General features: G+C 69.5%; 15 protein-coding genes. 6 read left to right on the top strand and 9 right to left on the bottom strand.

The window, feature by feature from the left end:
• Nucleotides 1-13: 13 nt before the first annotated feature.
• The 5 genes from DMH03_RS03545 to DMH03_RS03565 form a co-directional block, all read right to left on the bottom strand.
• Nucleotides 14-1,159, bottom strand: coding sequence for a GAF domain-containing sensor histidine kinase (locus DMH03_RS03545; RefSeq protein ID WP_125790553.1), 1,146 nt, complete (start codon nt 1,157-1,159; stop codon nt 14-16).
• A gap of 14 nt (nt 1,160-1,173) precedes the next feature.
• Nucleotides 1,174-4,425 (bottom strand): thiol reductant ABC exporter subunit CydC, encoded by a 3,252-nt coding sequence (cydC, locus tag DMH03_RS03550; RefSeq protein WP_125790554.1) that lies wholly within the window; start codon nt 4,423-4,425, stop codon nt 1,174-1,176.
• Nucleotides 4,422-5,429 (bottom strand): cytochrome d ubiquinol oxidase subunit II, encoded by a 1,008-nt coding sequence (gene cydB, locus DMH03_RS03555; protein ID WP_125790555.1) that lies wholly within the window; start codon nt 5,427-5,429, stop codon nt 4,422-4,424. The genes cydC and cydB overlap by 4 nt, the downstream gene beginning before the upstream one ends.
• Before the next feature lie 372 nt (nt 5,430-5,801).
• Nucleotides 5,802-7,313, bottom strand: a complete 1,512-nt coding sequence (locus tag DMH03_RS03560) for a cytochrome ubiquinol oxidase subunit I (protein ID WP_125790556.1) — start codon at nt 7,311-7,313, stop codon at nt 5,802-5,804.
• Nucleotides 7,314-7,394: 81 nt separating this feature from the next.
• Nucleotides 7,395-8,348, bottom strand: a complete 954-nt coding sequence (locus DMH03_RS03565; protein ID WP_125790557.1) for a S41 family peptidase — start codon at nt 8,346-8,348, stop codon at nt 7,395-7,397.
• Nucleotides 8,349-8,536: 188 nt separating this feature from the next.
• On the opposite strand from DMH03_RS03565, the gene DMH03_RS03570 reads away from it, so the two are divergent.
• Nucleotides 8,537-9,124, top strand: coding sequence for a TMEM165/GDT1 family protein (locus tag DMH03_RS03570; protein WP_125791520.1), 588 nt, complete (start codon nt 8,537-8,539; stop codon nt 9,122-9,124).
• A gap of 88 nt (nt 9,125-9,212) precedes the next feature.
• On the top strand, nt 9,213-9,884 hold the full coding sequence (locus DMH03_RS03575; protein WP_125790558.1) for a DUF998 domain-containing protein: 672 nt from the start codon (nt 9,213-9,215) through the stop codon (nt 9,882-9,884).
• Nucleotides 9,885-9,888: 4 nt separating this feature from the next.
• Here the strand turns inward: DMH03_RS03575 and DMH03_RS03580 are convergent, their stop codons facing one another.
• Both DMH03_RS03580 and DMH03_RS03585 read right to left on the bottom strand, forming a co-directional pair.
• Nucleotides 9,889-10,527, bottom strand: coding sequence for an IclR family transcriptional regulator (locus DMH03_RS03580; RefSeq protein ID WP_125780461.1), 639 nt, complete (start codon nt 10,525-10,527; stop codon nt 9,889-9,891).
• Between the two features lie 208 nt (nt 10,528-10,735).
• Nucleotides 10,736-11,590: a hypothetical protein gene (locus tag DMH03_RS03585; protein ID WP_305021754.1), complete on the bottom strand. Its 855-nt coding sequence runs from the start codon at nt 11,588-11,590 to the stop codon at nt 10,736-10,738.
• Nucleotides 11,591-11,675: 85 nt separating this feature from the next.
• On the opposite strand from DMH03_RS03585, the gene DMH03_RS03590 reads away from it, so the two are divergent.
• The 3 genes from DMH03_RS03590 (at nt 11,676) to DMH03_RS03600 (ending at nt 15,602) form a co-directional block, all read left to right on the top strand.
• Nucleotides 11,676-12,845: a homogentisate 1,2-dioxygenase gene (locus DMH03_RS03590; RefSeq protein ID WP_125790559.1), complete on the top strand. Its 1,170-nt coding sequence runs from the start codon at nt 11,676-11,678 to the stop codon at nt 12,843-12,845.
• Nucleotides 12,846-13,032: 187 nt separating this feature from the next.
• Nucleotides 13,033-14,850, top strand: a complete 1,818-nt coding sequence (locus tag DMH03_RS03595) for a substrate-binding and VWA domain-containing protein (protein ID WP_125790560.1) — start codon at nt 13,033-13,035, stop codon at nt 14,848-14,850.
• Between the two features lie 11 nt (nt 14,851-14,861).
• Nucleotides 14,862-15,602, top strand: a complete 741-nt coding sequence (locus tag DMH03_RS03600) for a hypothetical protein (protein WP_125790561.1) — start codon at nt 14,862-14,864, stop codon at nt 15,600-15,602.
• 142 nt (nt 15,603-15,744) lie between these two features.
• Here DMH03_RS03600 and DMH03_RS03605 read toward each other — a convergent pair whose 3' ends face one another.
• Nucleotides 15,745-16,752 carry a hypothetical protein gene (locus DMH03_RS03605; RefSeq protein ID WP_125790562.1) on the bottom strand — a complete coding sequence of 336 codons (1,008 nt, stop codon included), beginning with the start codon at nt 16,750-16,752 and terminating at the stop codon, nt 15,745-15,747.
• Nucleotides 16,753-16,846: 94 nt separating this feature from the next.
• Between DMH03_RS03605 and DMH03_RS03610 the strand changes: the two genes are divergently transcribed.
• Nucleotides 16,847-17,638, top strand: a complete 792-nt coding sequence (locus tag DMH03_RS03610) for a DUF2470 domain-containing protein (RefSeq protein WP_125790563.1) — start codon at nt 16,847-16,849, stop codon at nt 17,636-17,638.
• Here DMH03_RS03610 and DMH03_RS03615 read toward each other — a convergent pair.
• A complete protein-coding gene (locus DMH03_RS03615) occupies nt 17,635-18,096 on the bottom strand; it encodes a PPOX class F420-dependent oxidoreductase (protein ID WP_125790564.1) in 462 nt (153 codons plus the stop codon). The two genes, DMH03_RS03610 and DMH03_RS03615, sit on opposite strands and share 4 nt — an antisense overlap.
• Nucleotides 18,097-18,165 lie beyond the last annotated feature (69 nt).

The raw sequence follows: 18,165 nt of genomic DNA on the forward strand, positions 1-18,165 counted from the left end.
AAGGCCGTTAATTTCACACGGTTTGGTCGAGCGGAACGTCGAAAGCGACCAAAGTCCCCAGACTCGGCGACGAATTGATCGAAAAGCGCCCGCCGGATGTCGTCGCGCGTTCGGCGAGATGACGGAGACCGCGTTTGGCGACCCCCTGCGGGACACCGGATCCGTTGTCCCGCACGCGAAGTTTGACGCCTTCCGCGTCGCGGCTCAGTGTCACGCGGGTTTCGCTCGCCCCGGAGTGTCTGACCACATTGGACAGTGCTTCGCGCAGGGCGGCGCGGATGTGGTCCGCCTGTTCGGCCGGGATGTCGGCGAGTTCTCCCGAAAGTTCGAGGGTCGGCGGGTAGCCGAGCAGCTCGCCCGCGATGCGCACCTCGCCCCGCGCGGATTCGGCGAGGTCGGTGGCGATGACCGTCTCGTTCGCGGGTTCCGGGCTGCGCAGGGCACGCACGGTGCCGCGGATCTCTTCGATGGTCTGGTCGAGCTGGTCGATCGCCTCGGACAGCCGCGCGCCGTCGGCCTGCGCGAACCGCTTCCGCATGTTCTTGCGGACGCGGTCGAGCTGCATCCCGGCGCCGTACAGGCGCTGCACGATGACGTCGTGCAGCTCGCGCGCGATACGTTCGCGCTCTTGGTACAGGGTCACGCGGTGCCGCGCGTTGGCGCCTTCGGCCAGCGCGAGCACCACGCCCGCCTGCGCCGCGAAGGCCGTCAGGACCTCGACCGTGCTGGCGGAGAACGGCTCCCCGCCGTGGCGGCGGTACACGGTGAGCGCGCCGAGGACGCGCCCGCCCGCGCCGAACGCCGACGCCGCGAAAGGCCCGAAGCCCTGGAGCTCCGGCGGCACGAACGGCGCCGTGCGGGGATCGACGGTGAAGTCCTCGCTGACCACCGGCTTCCCGCCCCTGGCCACCTGGCCCGCGGCGGAATCGGCGGAAAAGGCCAGCCCCCGAAGGCCTTGGGTGGTGTCCCCGTGCGCGGCCTCGGCGACCACCTGGCCGTCGTCCGCGCGCACCATGACGAGACCGAGGTCGGCCTCGGCCAGTTCGACGGCGCGGGCGACCACGGTCTCCAGGACGTCGCCCGGGTCTTCGCCGGACAGGGCGCTGCCGGTGATCTCGGTGGCGGCGGACAGTGCGCGCGCGGCAAGCGTGGGATCCATGAGCGCTATCGACATTAGACCGCTCCGGCCCTTGTTCGCGCTGTGACCCGGCCCTCCCGCACCTCCAGGATCACGTCCGCGTCGCCGGCTTCGGCGGCGTTGTGCGTGACGTGGACGACGGTCTTCCCGGCGAGCGCCTCGCCGAGCCGTTCGCGGACGGTGCGCGCGGTCGGCTCGTCGAGATGGGCGGTGGGCTCGTCGAGCAGGACGAGATCGGCCCGCGCGGCACCGAGGACGGCACGCGCCAGCGCGACCCGCTGCGCCTGCCCGCCCGACAGTCCGGCGCCCGCGCTGTCGAGCATCGTGGTGAGCTCGACGTCCTCGAGAACGGCCTGGTACAAGGCTTTCCGCAGGTCGGCTTCGGACGCCGCCGGTTTGGCGAGCCGCAGGTTCTCGGCGACCGTGGTCGAGACGAGCATCGGTTCCTGCGGCGCCCAGGCGACGTTCTCGGGCGTGGACACCTCGCCCTTGCTCGGCTTGAGGAAACCGAGCAGGGCCGCGACGAGCGTCGACTTCCCGGCGCCGCTCGGGCCGATGACGGCGACGTGCGTCCCGGGCGCGATGTCGAGGTCGACTCCGGTGAGGACCGGACGTTCGGTGCCGGGCCAGCCGAGGTCGGCGTTCCGGATCCGCACCCCGCCGGTGCTAGGAACGGTCCGTTCCTTGCGAATTTTGCTAGGAACGGTCCGTTCATTGCACGCGGCGAGGCGCAGACGGGCCTGGCGAAGGGTGTCCCAGTGCTGCGCGGCGGGCGGAAGAAGGGAGAGGACCTCCGCCAGCGCGAGCGGCACCAGGGCGACCACGGGCGCGAGAACCGGGTTCAACGCGCCGGCGGCGACGGCGCTCACGGCGAATCCGGTGCTCACGACGGTGGCGGCCCCCGTCGCCAGGATGATCAGGGCGTCGGCCGCGCCGGCACCGAAAGCCTGTCGCCGCGCTTCGGCGGTCAGTTCCGCGTCGGTGGTGGCGATTCGGCGACGTCGCTCTTTGTCGGCCCCGTACGCGATCAGCTCGGCGGCGGCTTCGAACAGGCTCAGCACCTGCGCCGACACCGAACGCCGTCCGGCGGCCAGCGCACTGGTCGCGCGGCGTTCCGCCCAAAGCGCGAGCAGCGGCGCGAGCGCGCTGACCAGCACGGCCGCGGCCAGCGCGAGTCCGGCTTCGGGGAGCACGGCGACCTGGACCGCGACGGCGCCCACAGCCACCAGCGCGACCACGACCAGCGGCGTGATCACGCGCGGGAGCAGGTCGCGCACGGTGTCGGTGTCGCCGACCAGCCGCCGCTGTTCTTCACCGGCCCGAAGCGCGCGTGCCGGCCCGAGCCGCACCAGCGACTCCCACAGCCGGACGCGAAGGCTGCCGGCGATCCGGAACGCGGCGTCGTGCGTGACCAGCCGTTCGAGATAGCGCAGCCCCGCGCGGCCGAGGCCGAACGTGCGCACGCCGACGATCATCACCGTCAGGGTCAGGATCGGCGGCTGCTGCGACGCCTTGGCGATCAGCCAGCCCGAAAGCGCGGTCAGCGCGACCCCGGCGAGCAAGGCGGCGGCGCCGAGCAGCGCCCCGCCGAAGAACCTGGGGTGCAGCAGGTCGCGCCAGGGCAGCGGCTTGGTCGCCCGCGCCTCTTCCACGACTCCGGCTTCCGCCCGCACGTCGGTCGACATGTCGACACCGGACGGGCGTTCGTGTGCGGCGATGATCGCGGCGGCACCGTCGTCGACGGCTTCGCGGACCGCGGTCATGACCAGCCCGGCGTTGACCTCGTCGAGGTGGGCGGTGGGTTCGTCGAGCAGGAGCAGCCACGCGCCCGACCGGATCCGCACCAAGGCCCGCGCCACCGCGACGCGCTGCCGTTGTCCCTGCGACAGCTTCGAAACCGGTCTTCCGGCCAGTCCGGCCAGTCCGAGTTCGCCGAGGATGTCGTCGGCGCCGACCTCCTCGCGAACCGTGCCCCCGCCGAACACCGGCGACTGAGGCACCCAGGCGACGTTCTCGCGCCACTTCTCCAGATCTGCGTCAGCGAGGTCGGTACCGCCGACGGTGATCGTCCCGTCGTGGGCCTGCACGAAGCCGAGCAGCGTGGCGAGCGTCGTCGATTTGCCACCGCCGCTCGGCGCGCGCAGCCAGGTGATCTCACCGGGCCGGACGCTGAACGTTTCGCCGTCGGGCGCGAATCCGCCGCGCCTCGCGACGCGTAGCCCGCCGACATGGACCTCGCCCTTCGTCGGTGTCGCGGAACCGTTGGGCGGCAAGGGCTCCGCGAGCACGTCCGCGACCCGGCGCACGGCCTCGACGCCGTCTTCGCTGGCGTGGAACGCGGCACCGACCGCGCGCAGCGGCTGGTAGCACTCCGGCACGAGGATCAGCACGCCGAGCCCGACGGCCAGCGGCAGTTCGCCGGAGACCAGCCGGACGCCGATGACGACCGCGACCAGCGCGACCGAAAGCGTCGCGATCAGTTCCAGCGCGAACGCCGACGCGAACGCGACCTTCAACGTTTTGAGCGTCGTGCGGCGATGCCGTTCGGAGATCTTCCGCACCGTCTCGGCCTGCGCTTCGGCGCGGCGGAACGCGCTGAGGATCGGCAGCGCGCGGACGAGTTCCAGCAGATGTCCTGACAGCCGTTGTTCGGCGTCCGCGGCTTCGGCGACCCGCTCGGCGGTGTGCTTGCCGATGAGGATCGCGAACAGCGGAACCAGTGGCACGGTGATCACGACGAGCAAGGCCGACGGCCAGTCGGCGAACAGGATCGCGGCGCCGGCGGCGAGCGGCACGATCGCGGCGGTGACCAGCGCCGGGAGATACTGGGTGAAGTAGGCGTCGAGCGCGTCGAGTCCCTTGGTGGTCAACGACGTCAGCTCGCCGTGACCGCGGCGCGCGATCCACTCCGGGCCGAGTTTCAAGGCGTGGTCGAGGGCCTTCGCGCGCAATTCCTCCTTCGCGCGGGCGGCCGCGCGAACGGAAACGATCCGCACCGCCCAGCCGGTCAACGCGCGCCCGGCGACGAGCGCGAGCAGCGCGGCCAGCTGGGCGGTGCGGTCCCCCGGTGTTCCGCGGACGACCGCGGAGAGGACGTCGGCCAGCAGGAACGCCTGCCCCACCAGCAAGATCGCGTTGACGAAGGAGAGAATCCCACTGAGGATCAACGCCCGGCGCGCCGCACTCGAAAGTGGAGCCAGCGCGCCGAGCGGACCCTTCCCCGGTCGCGCTGGGTCCATTGTGGACTCCGTGGCGGAAAGGGTGTCGCGGCCGGGAAGTTCGGTCATGGTGCGTGCACCGGTGGGATGTGCCGGGTGCCGATGCGCTTGCGGAACACCCAGTACGTCCAGCTCTGATAGATCAGGACGGCGGGCGCGCCGAACAGCGCGACCCAGGTCATCACGGTCAACGTGTACGGGCTCGACGCCTCTCCCGCGATCGTCAACGTGTTCGCCGGGTCCACAGTGGACGGAAGGACGTTCGGGTACAGCGCCACGAAGATCGCGACGGCGGAAGCCGCGATGACCCCGCCGAGCGCGGCGAACGCCTGCCCTTCGCGGCCCGCGCGGACCCGGAACCACGCGACGACGGCCGCGAGGACGGCGACGCCGACGAGGAGCAGCGTCCACAGGTCGCCCGAGCGCAGTTGCACGAGGACGAGGAACGCGAGCAACGGCAGCAACGCGACCGGGAGGAGGCGGGTGGCCAGGTTCCGCGCCCTGTGACGGAGGTCGCCTTCGGTCTTGAGCGCGAGGAACGCGGCGCCGTGGACCAGCGAGAACCCGACGACCGCGAGCGCGCCGAGCAGGGTATCGAGGCGGACGGCGGCGAACGCGCCGCCGACCCGATCGCCGTCGGCGTCGAGCGGGAGGCCGAGGACGGTGGTCGCGAGGAGCAGGCCGACGCCGAACGGCGGGATCCACGAGCCGATCCCGATGACGCGGTCCCAGTTGCGGCGCCAGCGATCCGAGTCGACCTTGCCGCGGTATTCGAACGCGACGCCGCGGCCGATGAGGGCGAGCAGGACCACCAGAAGCGGGAGATACGCGGCCGAGAACAGCGACGCGTACCAGCCGGGGAACGCGGCGAACATCGCGCCGCCGGCGACGATCAGCCAGACCTCGTTGCCGTCCCAGACCGGGCCGATCGTGTTCACCATGACGCGGCGCTCGGTGTTGTCCTTCGCGAGGACCGGCATGAGCATGCCGACGCCGAAGTCGAAGCCTTCGAGGAAGAGGTAGCCGAGCCAGAACAGGGCGATGACGCAGAACCAGATCGTTTCGAGGGTCATCGGGTGCTCCCTGCTGCTGGGGGTTGAAGGACGCTTTCGCCGCGTGCGACGCGGCGAAGGTGGCCTTCGGTGCGTGCGACGCGGCGAAGGGCCCCTTCGGCCCGCTGCCCGGCCGCGTGTCCCGCCGGCGGCGTGCAGCGCGTCGCGAAAGCCACTTTCGGGACGCTCAGCGTCGCGAACGTGGCTTTCGCGACCCTCCCCGTTCCGCGCGAGACCCCCCACGCACCCCGGTCGCCCTGAGTTATCCACAACCGGTCGAGTTGTCCACAGATCGGCTGTGGGTAACCCACCCGAGCGATACCCCCGATACGCTGGGTGCGGGGCCGTCCCCCGGGAAGGGCGGGGGGCTGGGTAGGTGAGCTCAAGAGGAGATCAGTAGGCGAAGGCCAGCGCGTCGTCATCGCTGTCACCGCCTTCGGGGTCGCCGTTCTTGCTGGTCGAGGCCGGTTTCTCGGGTGGCATGACGGCGTCGACGCCGCCGCGGACGTACTTGCGCATCAGGAACACTTCGACGACGCCGAGCACCGCGTAGACGGTCGTCAGAGCGATCAGCGACGTCCACACCTCGCCTGTGGACAACTTCGAGACCGCTTGCGCGGTGAACATCCACACGCCGTCGACACCGGTCGGATTCGGCACCACCACGAACGGCTGACGGCCCATCTCGGTGAAGATCCAGCCGGCGCTGTTGCCGATGAACGGGGTCGCGATGCCGCCGAGCACGAGCCACGGGAACCACCGCTGCCCGGGGATCCGCCCGCGCCGGGTCAGCCACAGCGCGAGCAGGCCGATCCCGGCCGACATCGCGCCGAAGCCGATCATCGCGCGGAAGCCCCAGTAGGTCACCGGCAGGTTGGGCACGTAGTCGATCGGCTTGCCCGCGAGCGAACCGAGCTGCGGGTCGTCCGGATAGTTCGTGCCGTACTTCGCCTGGTATTCGGTGATCAGGTTCTCCACGCCCTTGACCTCGGTCGAGAAGTCGTTGTGCGCCAAGAACGAGAGCAGGGCGGGCACGTTGAACGTCTTGACGTCCTCGCAGTTCGCGTTCCGGACGTCCCCGATCGCGATGATCGAGAAGCTCGCCGGTTTCTCCGTGTGGCACAACGCTTCCGCCGAAGCCATCTTCATCGGCTGCTGCTCGAACATCAGCTTGCCCTGCATGTCACCGGTGATCGCGAGTACCGCGAACGCCACCACGCCGGTCCAGCCGCCGAGACGCAACGACGAACGCCACACCGAGCGGTGCTCGTCGTCCTCCGAACGCTTGCGCCACAGCTGCCAGCCCGCCACGCCGACCAGGAACGCCGCCGCCACCGAGAAGGCGCCCGCCAGCGTGTGCGGGATCGCGGCCAGCGCGGTGTTGTTCGTCAGCACCGCCCAGATCGAGTTCATCGTCGGCTTCCCGTCGACGAACTCGACCCCGACCGGATGCTGCATCCACGAGTTCGCCGCGAGGATGAAGTACGCGGAAGCCACGGTCGCCAGCGAGTACGCCCACGCGCACGCCAGGTGGACCTTCTTCGGCAGCTTGTCCCAGCCGAAGATCCACAGCCCCAGGAAGGTCGACTCGACGAAGAACGCGACGAGCCCTTCCATCGCCAGCGGCGCACCGAACACGTCACCGACGAACCGCGAGTACGCGCTCCAGTTCATCCCGAACTGGAACTCCTGCACGATGCCGGTGACCACGCCCATCGCGAAGTTGACCAGCAGGAGTTTCCCCCAGAACTTGGTCATCTTCAGGTAGCGCCGATCACCTGTCCGTACCCAGGCCGTCTGCATCCCGGCGACCAGGACGGAAAGCCCGATGGTCAGCGGGACCATCAGGAAGTGATAGACGGTGGTTATGCCGAACTGCCACCTAGCGAGATCGAGAACCTCCACGCCTCAAGCCTGCTCACCCGGGGGTGCGCCCGCCAGTTCAAGTGGTCCCGTTCTCGCCGGGACGTAGGTCCCGCGCCCTGGTCAGCCGAGTCCGGCGAGTGTGAGTCGTGCCTCGTCGGCGATCTGCCGCCGCACGCCCGAATCCCCCAGTGCCAGCACGTGGGCCAGCGCCAACGCGTACGCGGTGTCGAAAGCGGCCTCGACGCCGACGGCGATGTCGGGCCGGACGCCGACGCCTTCCCAGTTGGTTCCCGTGACCGGGTTCACGGCCCGTCCACCCGGGACGGTGACATCCAGATGGGTGTCCACTTTGTACTGTCGCCGCGGGTTCGCCCCGCCACCGGTGACCGCGCCGACCGTTTTCGCGCGCCCCAGTTGCTGCAACGAGTAGCTCAGATCCTCTGCACCGGAGAACGTGGTCGGCCCGGTCAGCACCCACACCGGCTTGTCCGCGCCGAACTTGCGGCCCGGTACGTACGGCAGCGTCCAGAACTGGTTGGTCACGTCACCGTCGCGCAAATAGATACTGTTGAAATGCGTCGGCTCGTCGACCAGGTAGCTGATCAGCAGCGCGACCGCCATCGGATCCCCGCCCCGGTTCTCCCGGACGTCGAGGATCAGCGCGTCGGTGGTCGCGAGCAGCGTCATCGCGGCGGCCAGCGCCTCACCGGCGATGTCCGGCCCGTAGAACAGCTTGGTCTCCAGGTAGCCGACGTTCCCGGCCAGCCGTCGCGCCGACGCGATGCCGTGGCCGTTCAGTTCCGCCTCGCGCCGGAACTGCTCCGGATCGAACGACTCCCCGTCAATCTCGGGCAGCGGGTCGACGTGATGCCGTAGCCGCAGGTGTTTGTCCCCGTTGACCGATTGCAGGTCCTGGGTGACCGCGACGGCGAACGCCTGATCGTCGAGCCCCGCGTACGCGCCGTCACCCAGCCTCGCCCGCAGGAGCACCGTCAGCTTTTCGGCGACGTCGGGGAACACGTAGTGGTCCTTCAGCCGCTTGCACACGTCTTCGATCCGCGCTCTTCCGTCCATGCTCCCGGACGCTACCAGCGAAGCCTGAAAAAAGAATTCGGTTCACCGAAAACTCAATTCCGCCCCGCCATGAAAAACAATTCGCCCGCACATGCCGTCCGATTCGGAAAAGCCATCAGCTTGCCTTTCTCTGAATCGCCCCTTTATCGTTGCAGTGAAAGGGGTGAAGAACCATCATGTCTAGCTCGATGCTGGCGCTGATCAGCGCGTTCGGCCTGGTACTCGCGGTGGAACTGCCGGACAAGACCCTCGTCGCCACCCTGGTTCTCACCACCCGTTTCCGCGCGTGGCCGGTATTCGCCGGGGTCACCGCCGCATTCGCCGTGCAATGCGCGATCGCCGCCACCTTCGGCAGTGTGCTCACTTTGCTGCCGGAGACGCTGGTGGCCGTGATCGTCGCCGCGATGTTCGGTATCGGCGCTTTCATGCTCCTTCGTGAAGGGTTCAAGCCAGGCAAGGACGGCGGCGAGGACGCGTCGCGTTCCGGGCCGAGCCCCGCGACCTTCTTCCGCTCCGCGCTGACGTCGTTCGGCGTGCTGTTCGCCGCCGAGTGGGGCGACGCTTCCCAGCTCGCGACGGCCAGCCTGACCGCCCGCTTCGGCAACCCGTTCGCGGTCGCGCTCGGCTCCTTCGTCGCGTTGGTCGCCGTCGCCGGGCTCGCCGTCTTCATCGGCGCGAAGGTGCGGAGCCGCATCCGCCCGAAGCTCATCCAGCGCGTCGCGGGCTTCGTCTTCGCCGGGTTCTCCCTGTTCGCGCTGGCCCAGCTCGCGTTCTGAGGCGCACGGGGTTTTCACAGGTTCGCCGGGTAACCTTTCGGAAACGAAAAGGTGAACACCCGCCCCGACGTGCCTGGAGAAACCGGTCGTGACCTCCCCGAAGATCCTCGCGGCCCGTGCCGTCTCCCCCGTGCACGGCAGGCTCGCGATCTTCGGCATGGCCGTCGCCGTCGCCATCTCGATCGACCTGCATCTGCGGCTGTCCGGCCAGGTCAGCCCGATCTGGCAGACGCTGTCCGAGTACGTCTACGGCTATCTCTCGCCCGGTTCGACGGCGGCGCCGCTGTTCGGCGCGATGTGCCTGGCGCTGGGGTTCGGGTCGCTCGCGCTGCTCGGCGGCATCGCGAAGGCGCATCGCAGCGGCTACGCGTCCGTTCTCGTCCTGCTCGGCGTGTGGTGTGCCGGGCTGTTCGTCCTCGCGCTCGTGCCCGTCGACCCCGAGGGACAGGCCCGTTCGCTGGCCGGGCAGATCCACAACTACGCCGCGCTGGCGGCCTTCCTCGCGCTTCCCGCCGCCGCCTGGCTGCTGACCCGTCCCGGCCGGGCGCGCTGCCCCTGGGAGCCGCGCCGCACGACGATCCGGCGGCTTTCGGTGGCCAGCTTCGCCGCGGTGATGATCGTGCTCGGCGGCTTCGTCTGGACGATGCTCACCGGGCCGTCACAGCAGGAGGTGACGCTCGGCCTGTTCGAGCGGCTGCTGTTCGCGGTGGACCTCGCCCTGCTGGCGACCATGGTGCGCCCGCTGCTCAGCCACCGCTGACGCGCTACTCGGGCTGCTTCAGCACCTCGGCCAGCCGGACGGCGGCCGCGACGACCGCCGGGCCCACGACGGAGGCGTCGAGCGGCTCCAGCGACACGACGCCGAGGCTGGCCTTCAAGCCCGGCACCCCGCGCACGGGCGCGGCGACCCCGGACGCGCCGGCCTCCAGTTCACCGGACGAGGTGACCCAGCCTTCGCCGCCGGGGCGCAGGGTGATCGCCTTGCCCGCGGCACCGGCGGACAGTGGATGGCGGGTGCCGACGCGGTAGGCCACGTGGAAGCTCGTCCACGACGGCTCGACGACCGCGACGGCCTGCGCCTGGTCCCCCTGCGCGACCGACAGATGCGCGGTCGCGCCGACCTTCTCCGCCAGTTCGCGCAGGACCGGCCTTGCCGCCTCGCGCAGCTGCGGGAGGACCTGTCCGGCGAGCCGGAGCAGGCCGACACCCAGCCGCACCTTGTTGCCGTCGCGCCACACCAGACCCCGCTCGGACAGCGGGACGAGCAGCCGGTAGACGGCGGCCCGGCTCGCGCCGATGGCGACGGCGAGTTCGGAGATCGTCGCCGCCTCGCCACCCGCGTCCGCCACCGCCTGCAGCAACGCGAGCCCTCTGTCCAGGGTCAGCGACCCCTCCCGAGTCACAGCCGACTCGCCCCAACCCCACGCGCCCCAGCCTCACGCAACCGAGGCTCACGCGACCAAAGGTCCCTTGATCCCTTGAAGTCGCGCCTTTTGGCCGAAGGCCCCGCTATCGCGATGACAGGGCGCCCTCCAAGCACAGGCGACCTTCTACGGCCACCAGCGCCCTGGCAGCGCGAGAGCGGCAGCGCGATAGACAACACCGCGATATTCACAAGAGTCCGAGTTCTCCGAGGTCGGCGACGGGCTCGTCGAACGACGCTGCCGCGTACGAAGCGAAGAGCCCGCGAACGGCCTTCGCGGCAGGCTCCGACATGCCCTTGGCCTCGGCGGCCAGTGCGGCGCCGTCGGTCGATTCGAGCGCGGCACGCACGTCACCGCCCGAGAGGCACCGCGCGGACGCGACGATCAGGTTCAGGAACCCGTGGTGGGTGAAGCCGCTCTTCTCCTCGGTGTGCCGGACGGCGCGATGGAGGCTGTTCGTCGCCTTGAACGACGCCCCGGTCGCGCCGCTGACCACCGCGAGGAAGTCGGCGACCTCGTCGACGCTGGGGAAGTTCTCGCCCGCCTTGCCGCCGCAGCGGATCTTCGGCCAGCTGCCGTGCTCGATCACCTTCCGCACGCCGTCCAGCCAGCCGACGCCGCGGCGCGGCTCGACCACGCGGATGACGTCCTCGGGCACGAATTCGGAGACGCGCTCCAGCCAGACCTCGTCGACGTCCGACGGCGCCGGCATCTCCACCATCCGCAGCGCGAGGATCTCGCTGCGCGATTCGACGATGGAGATCGCCTTCGGGACCCCGCCGAGGCCGGTGTCGATGATCAGCGACAGCGGCAGCGGTTCCTTGGGTTTGATCTTGATGAGTTCGGTGATGAGCTCGGGCAGCCTCGACGCCTGGCACAGGAACACACCGAGGATGCCGGAGTGTTCACCGGCCCTCGACGCGAAGTACGCACGCAGCGCTTCGGGCATGGACGCCTCGCCGGGCGGGAACAACGCCGAGTCGTCGACGAGCCGCGCGAACAGGGGAGGGATTCCTCGGGGGCCGGGTGGCGTGAGTTCCACAGCGCTTGACACGACTGACACGCTAGTAGCGTACGACATCAGGACAAAATCGTTCGCACAACGGACACGTTCCGGGGAGATTCCGATGCCTTACTACCGGCAGGTAGGCGAGATCCCGCACAAGCGCCACACCGCGTTCCGCAAGCCCGACGGGGGCCTGTACGCCGAGGAGCTGATGGGTGTCGAGGGTTTCTCGGCGGACTCGGCGCTGCTCTATCACCGCGGCCTGCCCACCGCGATCGTCGACGCCGTCGCGATCGAGGACGAACGCGGCCCGATCGCCCCGAACCACCCGCTCAAGCCCCGCGCCTTCAAGACCCACGACCTCAAGTTCGGCGACGCGGACGCGGTCACCGACCGGCGGCGGCTGTTCGGCAACGCCGACGTCACCATCGGCTTCGTGCACGCGACGCGCCCTTCGCCGCTGTACCGCAACGCGGCAGGCGACGAACTCTTCTACGTCCAGGGCGGCAGCGCGACCGTCGAGACGATCTACGGCTCGCTGGAGGTCGGTGACGGCGACTACCTCGTCATCCCGACGTCGTGCACCTATCGCGTGCTTCCGCACGAAGAGGTCAAGCTGCTGACCATCGAGGCGCGCGGCCACATCGGCCCGCCGAAGCGGTACCTGTCGGCGAAGGGCCAGTTCCTGGAGCACTCGCCGTACTGCGAACGCGACATCCGCGGCCCGTCCGAGCCGCTGGTCGTCGACGGCACCGACGTCGAGGTCCTCGTGCGGCACCGCGCGGGGCTGACCCGCTACACCTACGCGACCCACCCGTTCGACGTCGTCGGCTGGGACGGCTGCCTGTACCCGTGGGTGTTCAACATCGACGACTTCGAGCCGATCACCGGCCGCGTGCACCAGCCGCCGCCCGTGCACCAGACGTTCGAGGGGCCGAACTTCGTGGTCTGCTCGTTCTGCCCGCGCAAGGTCGACTACCACCCCGAGTCGATCCCGGTGCCGTACAACCACGCGAACGTCGACTCCGACGAGCTGATGTTCTACGTCCGCGGGAACTACGAGGCGCGCAAGGGCTCCGGGATCGAGGTCGGCTCGCTTTCGCTGCACCCGTCGGGTTTCACGCACGGGCCGCAGCCCGGCGCGGCGGAGGCGTCGATCGGCGCCCAGTTCTTCGACGAGACCGCGGTCATGGTGGACACCTTCGCGCCGCTGGAACTCGGCGAAGCGGCCGACGCGTCGGAGGACCCGGGCTACGCGTGGACCTGGTCCGGACGCGGCCCCGGGGCTTAGTAACACCGCATTTAGTCCTCTGAATGCGGTATTCGAAGACAGGCGCGAGCTGGTGCCCACGCATTTAGAGGACTAAATGCGGCAGGTTGGCGGGATAAGTACCGCCACGGCCGCAACGGTTCGGCAACGCGACCCCAGGCGGGGTGAAACCTCCGGATAATCGGTGTCCCCACCGCTGGAGGTCTTCATGGTCGTGAAACCCGGGCAATCCCGAGGCGGCCGGAAGGTCCTGGCGTTCGTGGCCGCGGCGGTGGTCGCCATCGGCCTGATCATCGGCTTGCGCGCGCTCACGAGCGATTCCGGCGAGGAGGCCGCGGAAGCGAAGTGCACGACGGGTGACGCGGTCAAGCTGCAGGTGTCGTCGTCGCCGGAGAAGGCAGGCGTCGTCACCGAGATCGCCAAGGGCTACAGCGGCCGCACGGTGGCCGGACGCTGCGTCGACGTGCTCGTGCAGTCGAAGTCGTCCGGAACCGCGATGCAGGCGCTGTCCCGCGGCTGGAACGAAGCGGTGGACGGCCCGCGGCCGGACGTCTGGACGCCCGCGGCGTCCGGCTGGGTGAACCTGCTTCGCCAGAACCTCACCGGCACCGATCACCCCGCTTTGGTGCCCGAGGGCGATCCGGAATCGGTCGCGAACGCGCCGCTGGTCGTCGCCATGCCGAAACCGATGGCCGAAGCGCTCGGCTGGCCAGGCAAGGGCATCGGCTGGAAGGATCTCGCCGCGCTCGCCACGGATCCGCAGGGCTGGGCGAAGTACGGCCACCCGGAATGGGGGAAGTTCCGGCTGGGGAAGACGAATCCGAACATCTCGACCTCCGGCCTCAACGCCACCATCGGCGCCTACTACGCGGCGACGGGCACGTCTTCGGACCTCACCGCGAACGCGCTCGCGAAGCCGGAGGCGCGGACGTTCGTGCAGAACGTCGAGCAGGCCATCGTCCACTACGGCGACAACACGCTGACGTTCCTGACGAACCTGCAGAAGGCCGACGACCGCGGCGCCGCGATGTCGTACATCTCGGCGGTGACGGTCGAGGAGAACTCGCTCGTCGGCTACAACCAGGGCAATCCCACCAACGACCCGGGGAAACGCGGGCAGCACGCGCCGCCGAAGGTGCCCCTCGTCGGCATCTACCCGAGCGACGGCACGCTCAACTCCGATCACCCGTTCACCGTGCTGAACTGGGCCGACGATCTCCACAAGCAGGTCGCGGCGGACTTCCTCGCACATCTGCGCGGCGCCGAGGCGCAGCAGAAGTTCAGCGACATCGGCTTCCGCACGTTCGACGGGAAGCCCGGCTCGCAGACCACCACGGAGAACGGCGCCCAGCCGGACACGAAGCTCAACCTGATCCGCCCGCCGAGCCCGCCGGTGCTGACCGAGGTGCTGAAATCGTGGAAGGACCTGCGGAAGAAGGCGAACGTACTGCTGGTCGTCGACGTCTCCGGCTCGATGGGCGACAGCGTCGGCGGCACGGGGAAGAACAAGATGGATCTCGCGAAACAGGCGGCCGTGGCGTCGTTGCCGCAGTTCAGCGACGCGGACAAGGTCGGGCTGTGGATGTTCTCGACGAAACTGAGCGGCGACAAGGACTACGTCGAACTCCGGCCGGTGTCGCCGATCGGCGGTGAACCGGGCAGGCGGGAGCTCGCGTCGCGGCTGAACGGGCTGACCCCGCAGAACGGGACCGGGCTCTACGACTCGTCGCTCGCGGCCTACGAATTCATGAAGCAGCGGCTGGATCCGAACGCGATCAACGCCGTCGTCGTGCTCACCGACGGCCGGAACGAGGATCCAGGCGGCATCGATCTGCCGAACCTCGTCGGGCAGCTGCGGGCCGAGGGTGGTGGCGAAGCGGTGCGGATGTTCACCATCGCCTACGGCGCCGACGCCGACTTGGACGTGCTCAAGGAGATCGCCGAGACCACCCAGGGCGTCGGGTACGACTCGTCCAAACCGGACTCGATCGACCAGGTCTTCACCGCCGTCATCTCGAATTTCTGAGATCCTCGGATATGCGCTTCGTCCGTGAGTTGGGTGAGCCGTGGGGACTGCTCCTCGCGGCGACGTCGGCCGGTGCGGCCTGGGCGGTGCAGCTGCCGGTGCTCGCCGCGCTCGGCGTCGGCGTGACCGTGCTCGCCGCCCGCGCCGGGGTCGCCGCCGTCACGCGGCCGAAACCGGAGCCCGAACCCGAAGAGCGGGCTCTGCCCGACGTCGAGCCGGGCTCACCGGAGGCGGGCTGGTTGCGGCGCGCGGAAGCCGCGGCCGAAGGATTCCGGTCGATCTCCGGCTCGCTCGACACCGGCCCGCTCGCCGACCGGGTGGCCGACATGGAACCGGTGGTGCGGGAAACCGTCGACACCCTTCGACGGCTGGCCGGCCGCACGTCCGCCACCGGGAAAGCGTTGGCACGCGTGGATCTCGGTGCGGTGTCGGCCGAGAAAGCCCGGCTGCGCAAGGAATTGAAGACCGCAGACGACGACATCCGCGGCGACCTGACCCAGTCGCTCGAGGCCGTGCAGGCACAGGAAGACGTGCACGCGCGGCTTTCGAGCGCGCAGCGGAAACTGCTGGCACAACTGCGATCAGGTGCGCTCGGACTCGACGGCCTGGTCGCCAGGGCGGCCGAACTTTCGGCCGCCACCGGCGATTCGCTGCTCGACACCACCACCATCGGCGAGTTGAGCGAGCAGCTGGAAGGGATCCGGCGGGGTGTCGTGGAGACCGAAGAGGCGACGCGACGCTCGCTCAGTTGAGACGTCCTGTCAGGTGGTCGGTCCGTGAGGGCCTCCTTCACTACCTTCAGGGTAGGCAAGGAGGCCCTCACGGACCGGTTAGCGTTTCTTCGTCCGACACGACAACTTTTCGTTACACCTCAACGAGAACCCGAAACGCCACTCACGACCCGAACTTGACCTGACCGAAAACCGCGTGACCGGGCACTCCGGCCTTCGCCATCTTCCCGGCCACCGGCACGCCGAGCACCCACAGCCGTCCGGTCGCGGCGATGTTCGCGGCCAGGGACGGATCGGACCCGGCGGCCTGGACGGTGACCTCGCGACCGCCGGGCAGGACCGTCCGGCCCTTCAGCGTCACCATGCCGAAGAGGTTGACCGACGCCGGTCCGGAAATGACGGCGAGTTCGGTCCACCGCGGTTCGGGTGACGGCCTGGCGACCACGAGTGCCGTGATGCCGAGCCCGATCGTCGCGAGACCACAGAGGACGGCGAGAACCCGCGTGTTCGGCACGATGAGGCTGTCACGGTCCGGGAAGTCGAACGAGACCCAGAGCGCGAAAGCACCCGCCACCACCGTGATCCCGGCGCCGAGCAGGTAGTACGAAGCCAGCAGCCGTCGTTGCAGGGTGAGCATCCGTCCCGGCGTGACCGGCTCGGCCACCAGCGGCGCCGAACCCTTCACCGGGGCGTCCCGGAACACGCCGCGCCGGGGGCCGATGACACCCGGCAGCAGGACGAACGGGCCGAGCACCCACAGCCGCCGCTGCGCCGCGAGTTGCGCGCGGAGCGGGGCGGGCAGCCGGACGGCCAGCCACCGGCCGTCGAGCGGGACGCTCACGCGAGAACCGGCGACGACGGCGCCGTCCAGCCCGCTCACCAGGCGGAACGGCTTGGCGCTGAGCTTCCGCATCGGCGAGGATCCGGCGAAGACGTGGTAGCCGAAGTAGAGCGAAACCGGTGTCATGAAGCAGAGCAGGAAGGTGGGCGCGGCGATTCCGTACCGTCCCGACACCGCCATGAGGACGCCCAGCACCACGAGCACCCCGGCCGCGACCGACGTCGTGCCGAGGGTCGTGGTGAGGCGGTCGAGAAGGGGTCGCAGGACCGGCATGTTCGACGCCGGAATCCCTTCGGGTGGTTCGAGCACCCGGATTCTGTGGTCTTCCACCTGGTCAACGTATACGGATGCGGTGAGACGTGATCCAGACTACTTCCACTCCGCCGCCAGATCAGGTTAGGCTCACCTAACTAGGAGGTGAGCCGTGACCACACCGACGTCCATTCGCCGCCCGCCGGCGCCGAACCCCGCGGAACGCGCGAAGACGATCGCCACCCGCAACGGCCCGGCGACATTGATGCCGACCGCCGAACAGCGTGACCGGCCAGGACCGTACGGCCGCGTGATCCCCGAGCTGCATCACGTGCACACGAGCGGCAGCGTCAGCATCCTGCTGCCGGACGAGCATCCCCTGGTCAAACGCGCGCACGAGGCCCAGCGCGGCGAGCTCGCGGTGATGGTCGAACTGACCGATCAGGCACCGGTCGACCTGCGCGAACCCATCCGCGGGCTGTTGTGGATCACGGGCTGGCTCCGCCCGCTCTCCGAGGTCTCGGCCCGCGCCCGCGCCGTCTCCATCGCGGAAACCCGGCCGGATGAGCGGCTGCTCGACGTCGGACACGGTCTGACGCTGCTGCGCCTGACCCCGGCGTCGCTGGTGCTCGCCGACGCCGAGGGCACGCATTCGCTCCGGCCGCATATGTTCAGCGCCGCGCCGCCGGACCCGTTCCACGACTACGAGGCCGCGTGGCTGCGGCATCTCGAGACCGACCACGCCGACGTCGTCCAGCAGCTCGCCAAGCACGTGCCCGCCGAACTGCGCGGCGGCTGGATCCGGCCGCTCGGGCTGGACCGCCACGGGCTGCGGCTGCGTGTCGAGGCCGACTCCGGCGACCACGACGTCCGGCTCGCGTTCTCGCGGCCGGTCGAAGGACCGCAGCAGTTGAGCGGCGAGATCCGCCGTCTCGTCGGCTGCCCGTTCTTTCCGGAAGGCTAGGCCAGTTCCGGCGGGAAACCGCCCTTGGCGATCGGACCCCACGATTCGATGGTGACGCGGATGATGCTCTTGCCCTGCTTCACCATCGCTTCGCGGTATTCGTCCCAGTCCGGGTGTTCGCCGGAGATCGCGCGGAAGTAGTCGACCAGCGGCTCGACCGAGTCGGGGAGGTCGAGCACCTCGGCGGTGCCGTTCAGCTGGACCCACTGGTCGTTCCACTCGTCGGAAAGGACGCAGGCGGACACCTTCGGCTCGCGTCGCACGTTCACGACTTTCGCGCGCTTCGGGTACGTGGAGATGACCAGACGGCCTTCGGCGTCGACACCGCAGGTCACCGGGGAAAGCTGGGGGCCGCCGTCGGCCTTCGTGGTCATCAGGATGGCGCGGTGGCGGGTGGACAGGAAGTCGACGAGCGCGGCGCGGTCGACGGTTTCGTTGGTCGCGATGCTCCTTGGCATGACCCGACGGTAGCTCGCGGACGTGTCTCCGACAGCGCGGCAGCGCGCGGCGATCAACACGGTAACGTG

The organism is Amycolatopsis sp. WAC 01376 (assembly GCF_003947415.1).
Classification (GTDB): domain Bacteria; phylum Actinomycetota; class Actinomycetes; order Mycobacteriales; family Pseudonocardiaceae; genus Amycolatopsis.

Bases quoted from the DNA above. Each gene is read 5' to 3' on its own strand.
- DMH03_RS03545 (WP_125790553.1), bottom strand. From the start codon at position 1,159: ATGGATCCCACGCTTGCCGCGCGCGCACTGTCCGCCGCCACCGAGATC.
- cydC (WP_125790554.1), bottom strand. From the start codon at position 4,425: ATGACCGAACTTCCCGGCCGCGACACCCTTTCCGCCACGGAGTCCACA.
- cydB (WP_125790555.1), bottom strand. From the start codon at position 5,429: ATGACCCTCGAAACGATCTGGTTCTGCGTCATCGCCCTGTTCTGGCTC.
- DMH03_RS03565 (WP_125790557.1), bottom strand. From the start codon at position 8,348: ATGGACGGAAGAGCGCGGATCGAAGACGTGTGCAAGCGGCTGAAGGAC.
- DMH03_RS03570 (WP_125791520.1), top strand. From the start codon at position 8,537: ATGCTGGCGCTGATCAGCGCGTTCGGCCTGGTACTCGCGGTGGAACTG.
- DMH03_RS03590 (WP_125790559.1), top strand. From the start codon at position 11,676: ATGCCTTACTACCGGCAGGTAGGCGAGATCCCGCACAAGCGCCACACC.
- DMH03_RS03595 (WP_125790560.1), top strand. From the start codon at position 13,033: ATGGTCGTGAAACCCGGGCAATCCCGAGGCGGCCGGAAGGTCCTGGCG.
- DMH03_RS03600 (WP_125790561.1), top strand. From the start codon at position 14,862: ATGCGCTTCGTCCGTGAGTTGGGTGAGCCGTGGGGACTGCTCCTCGCG.
- DMH03_RS03615 (WP_125790564.1), bottom strand. From the start codon at position 18,096: ATGCCAAGGAGCATCGCGACCAACGAAACCGTCGACCGCGCCGCGCTC.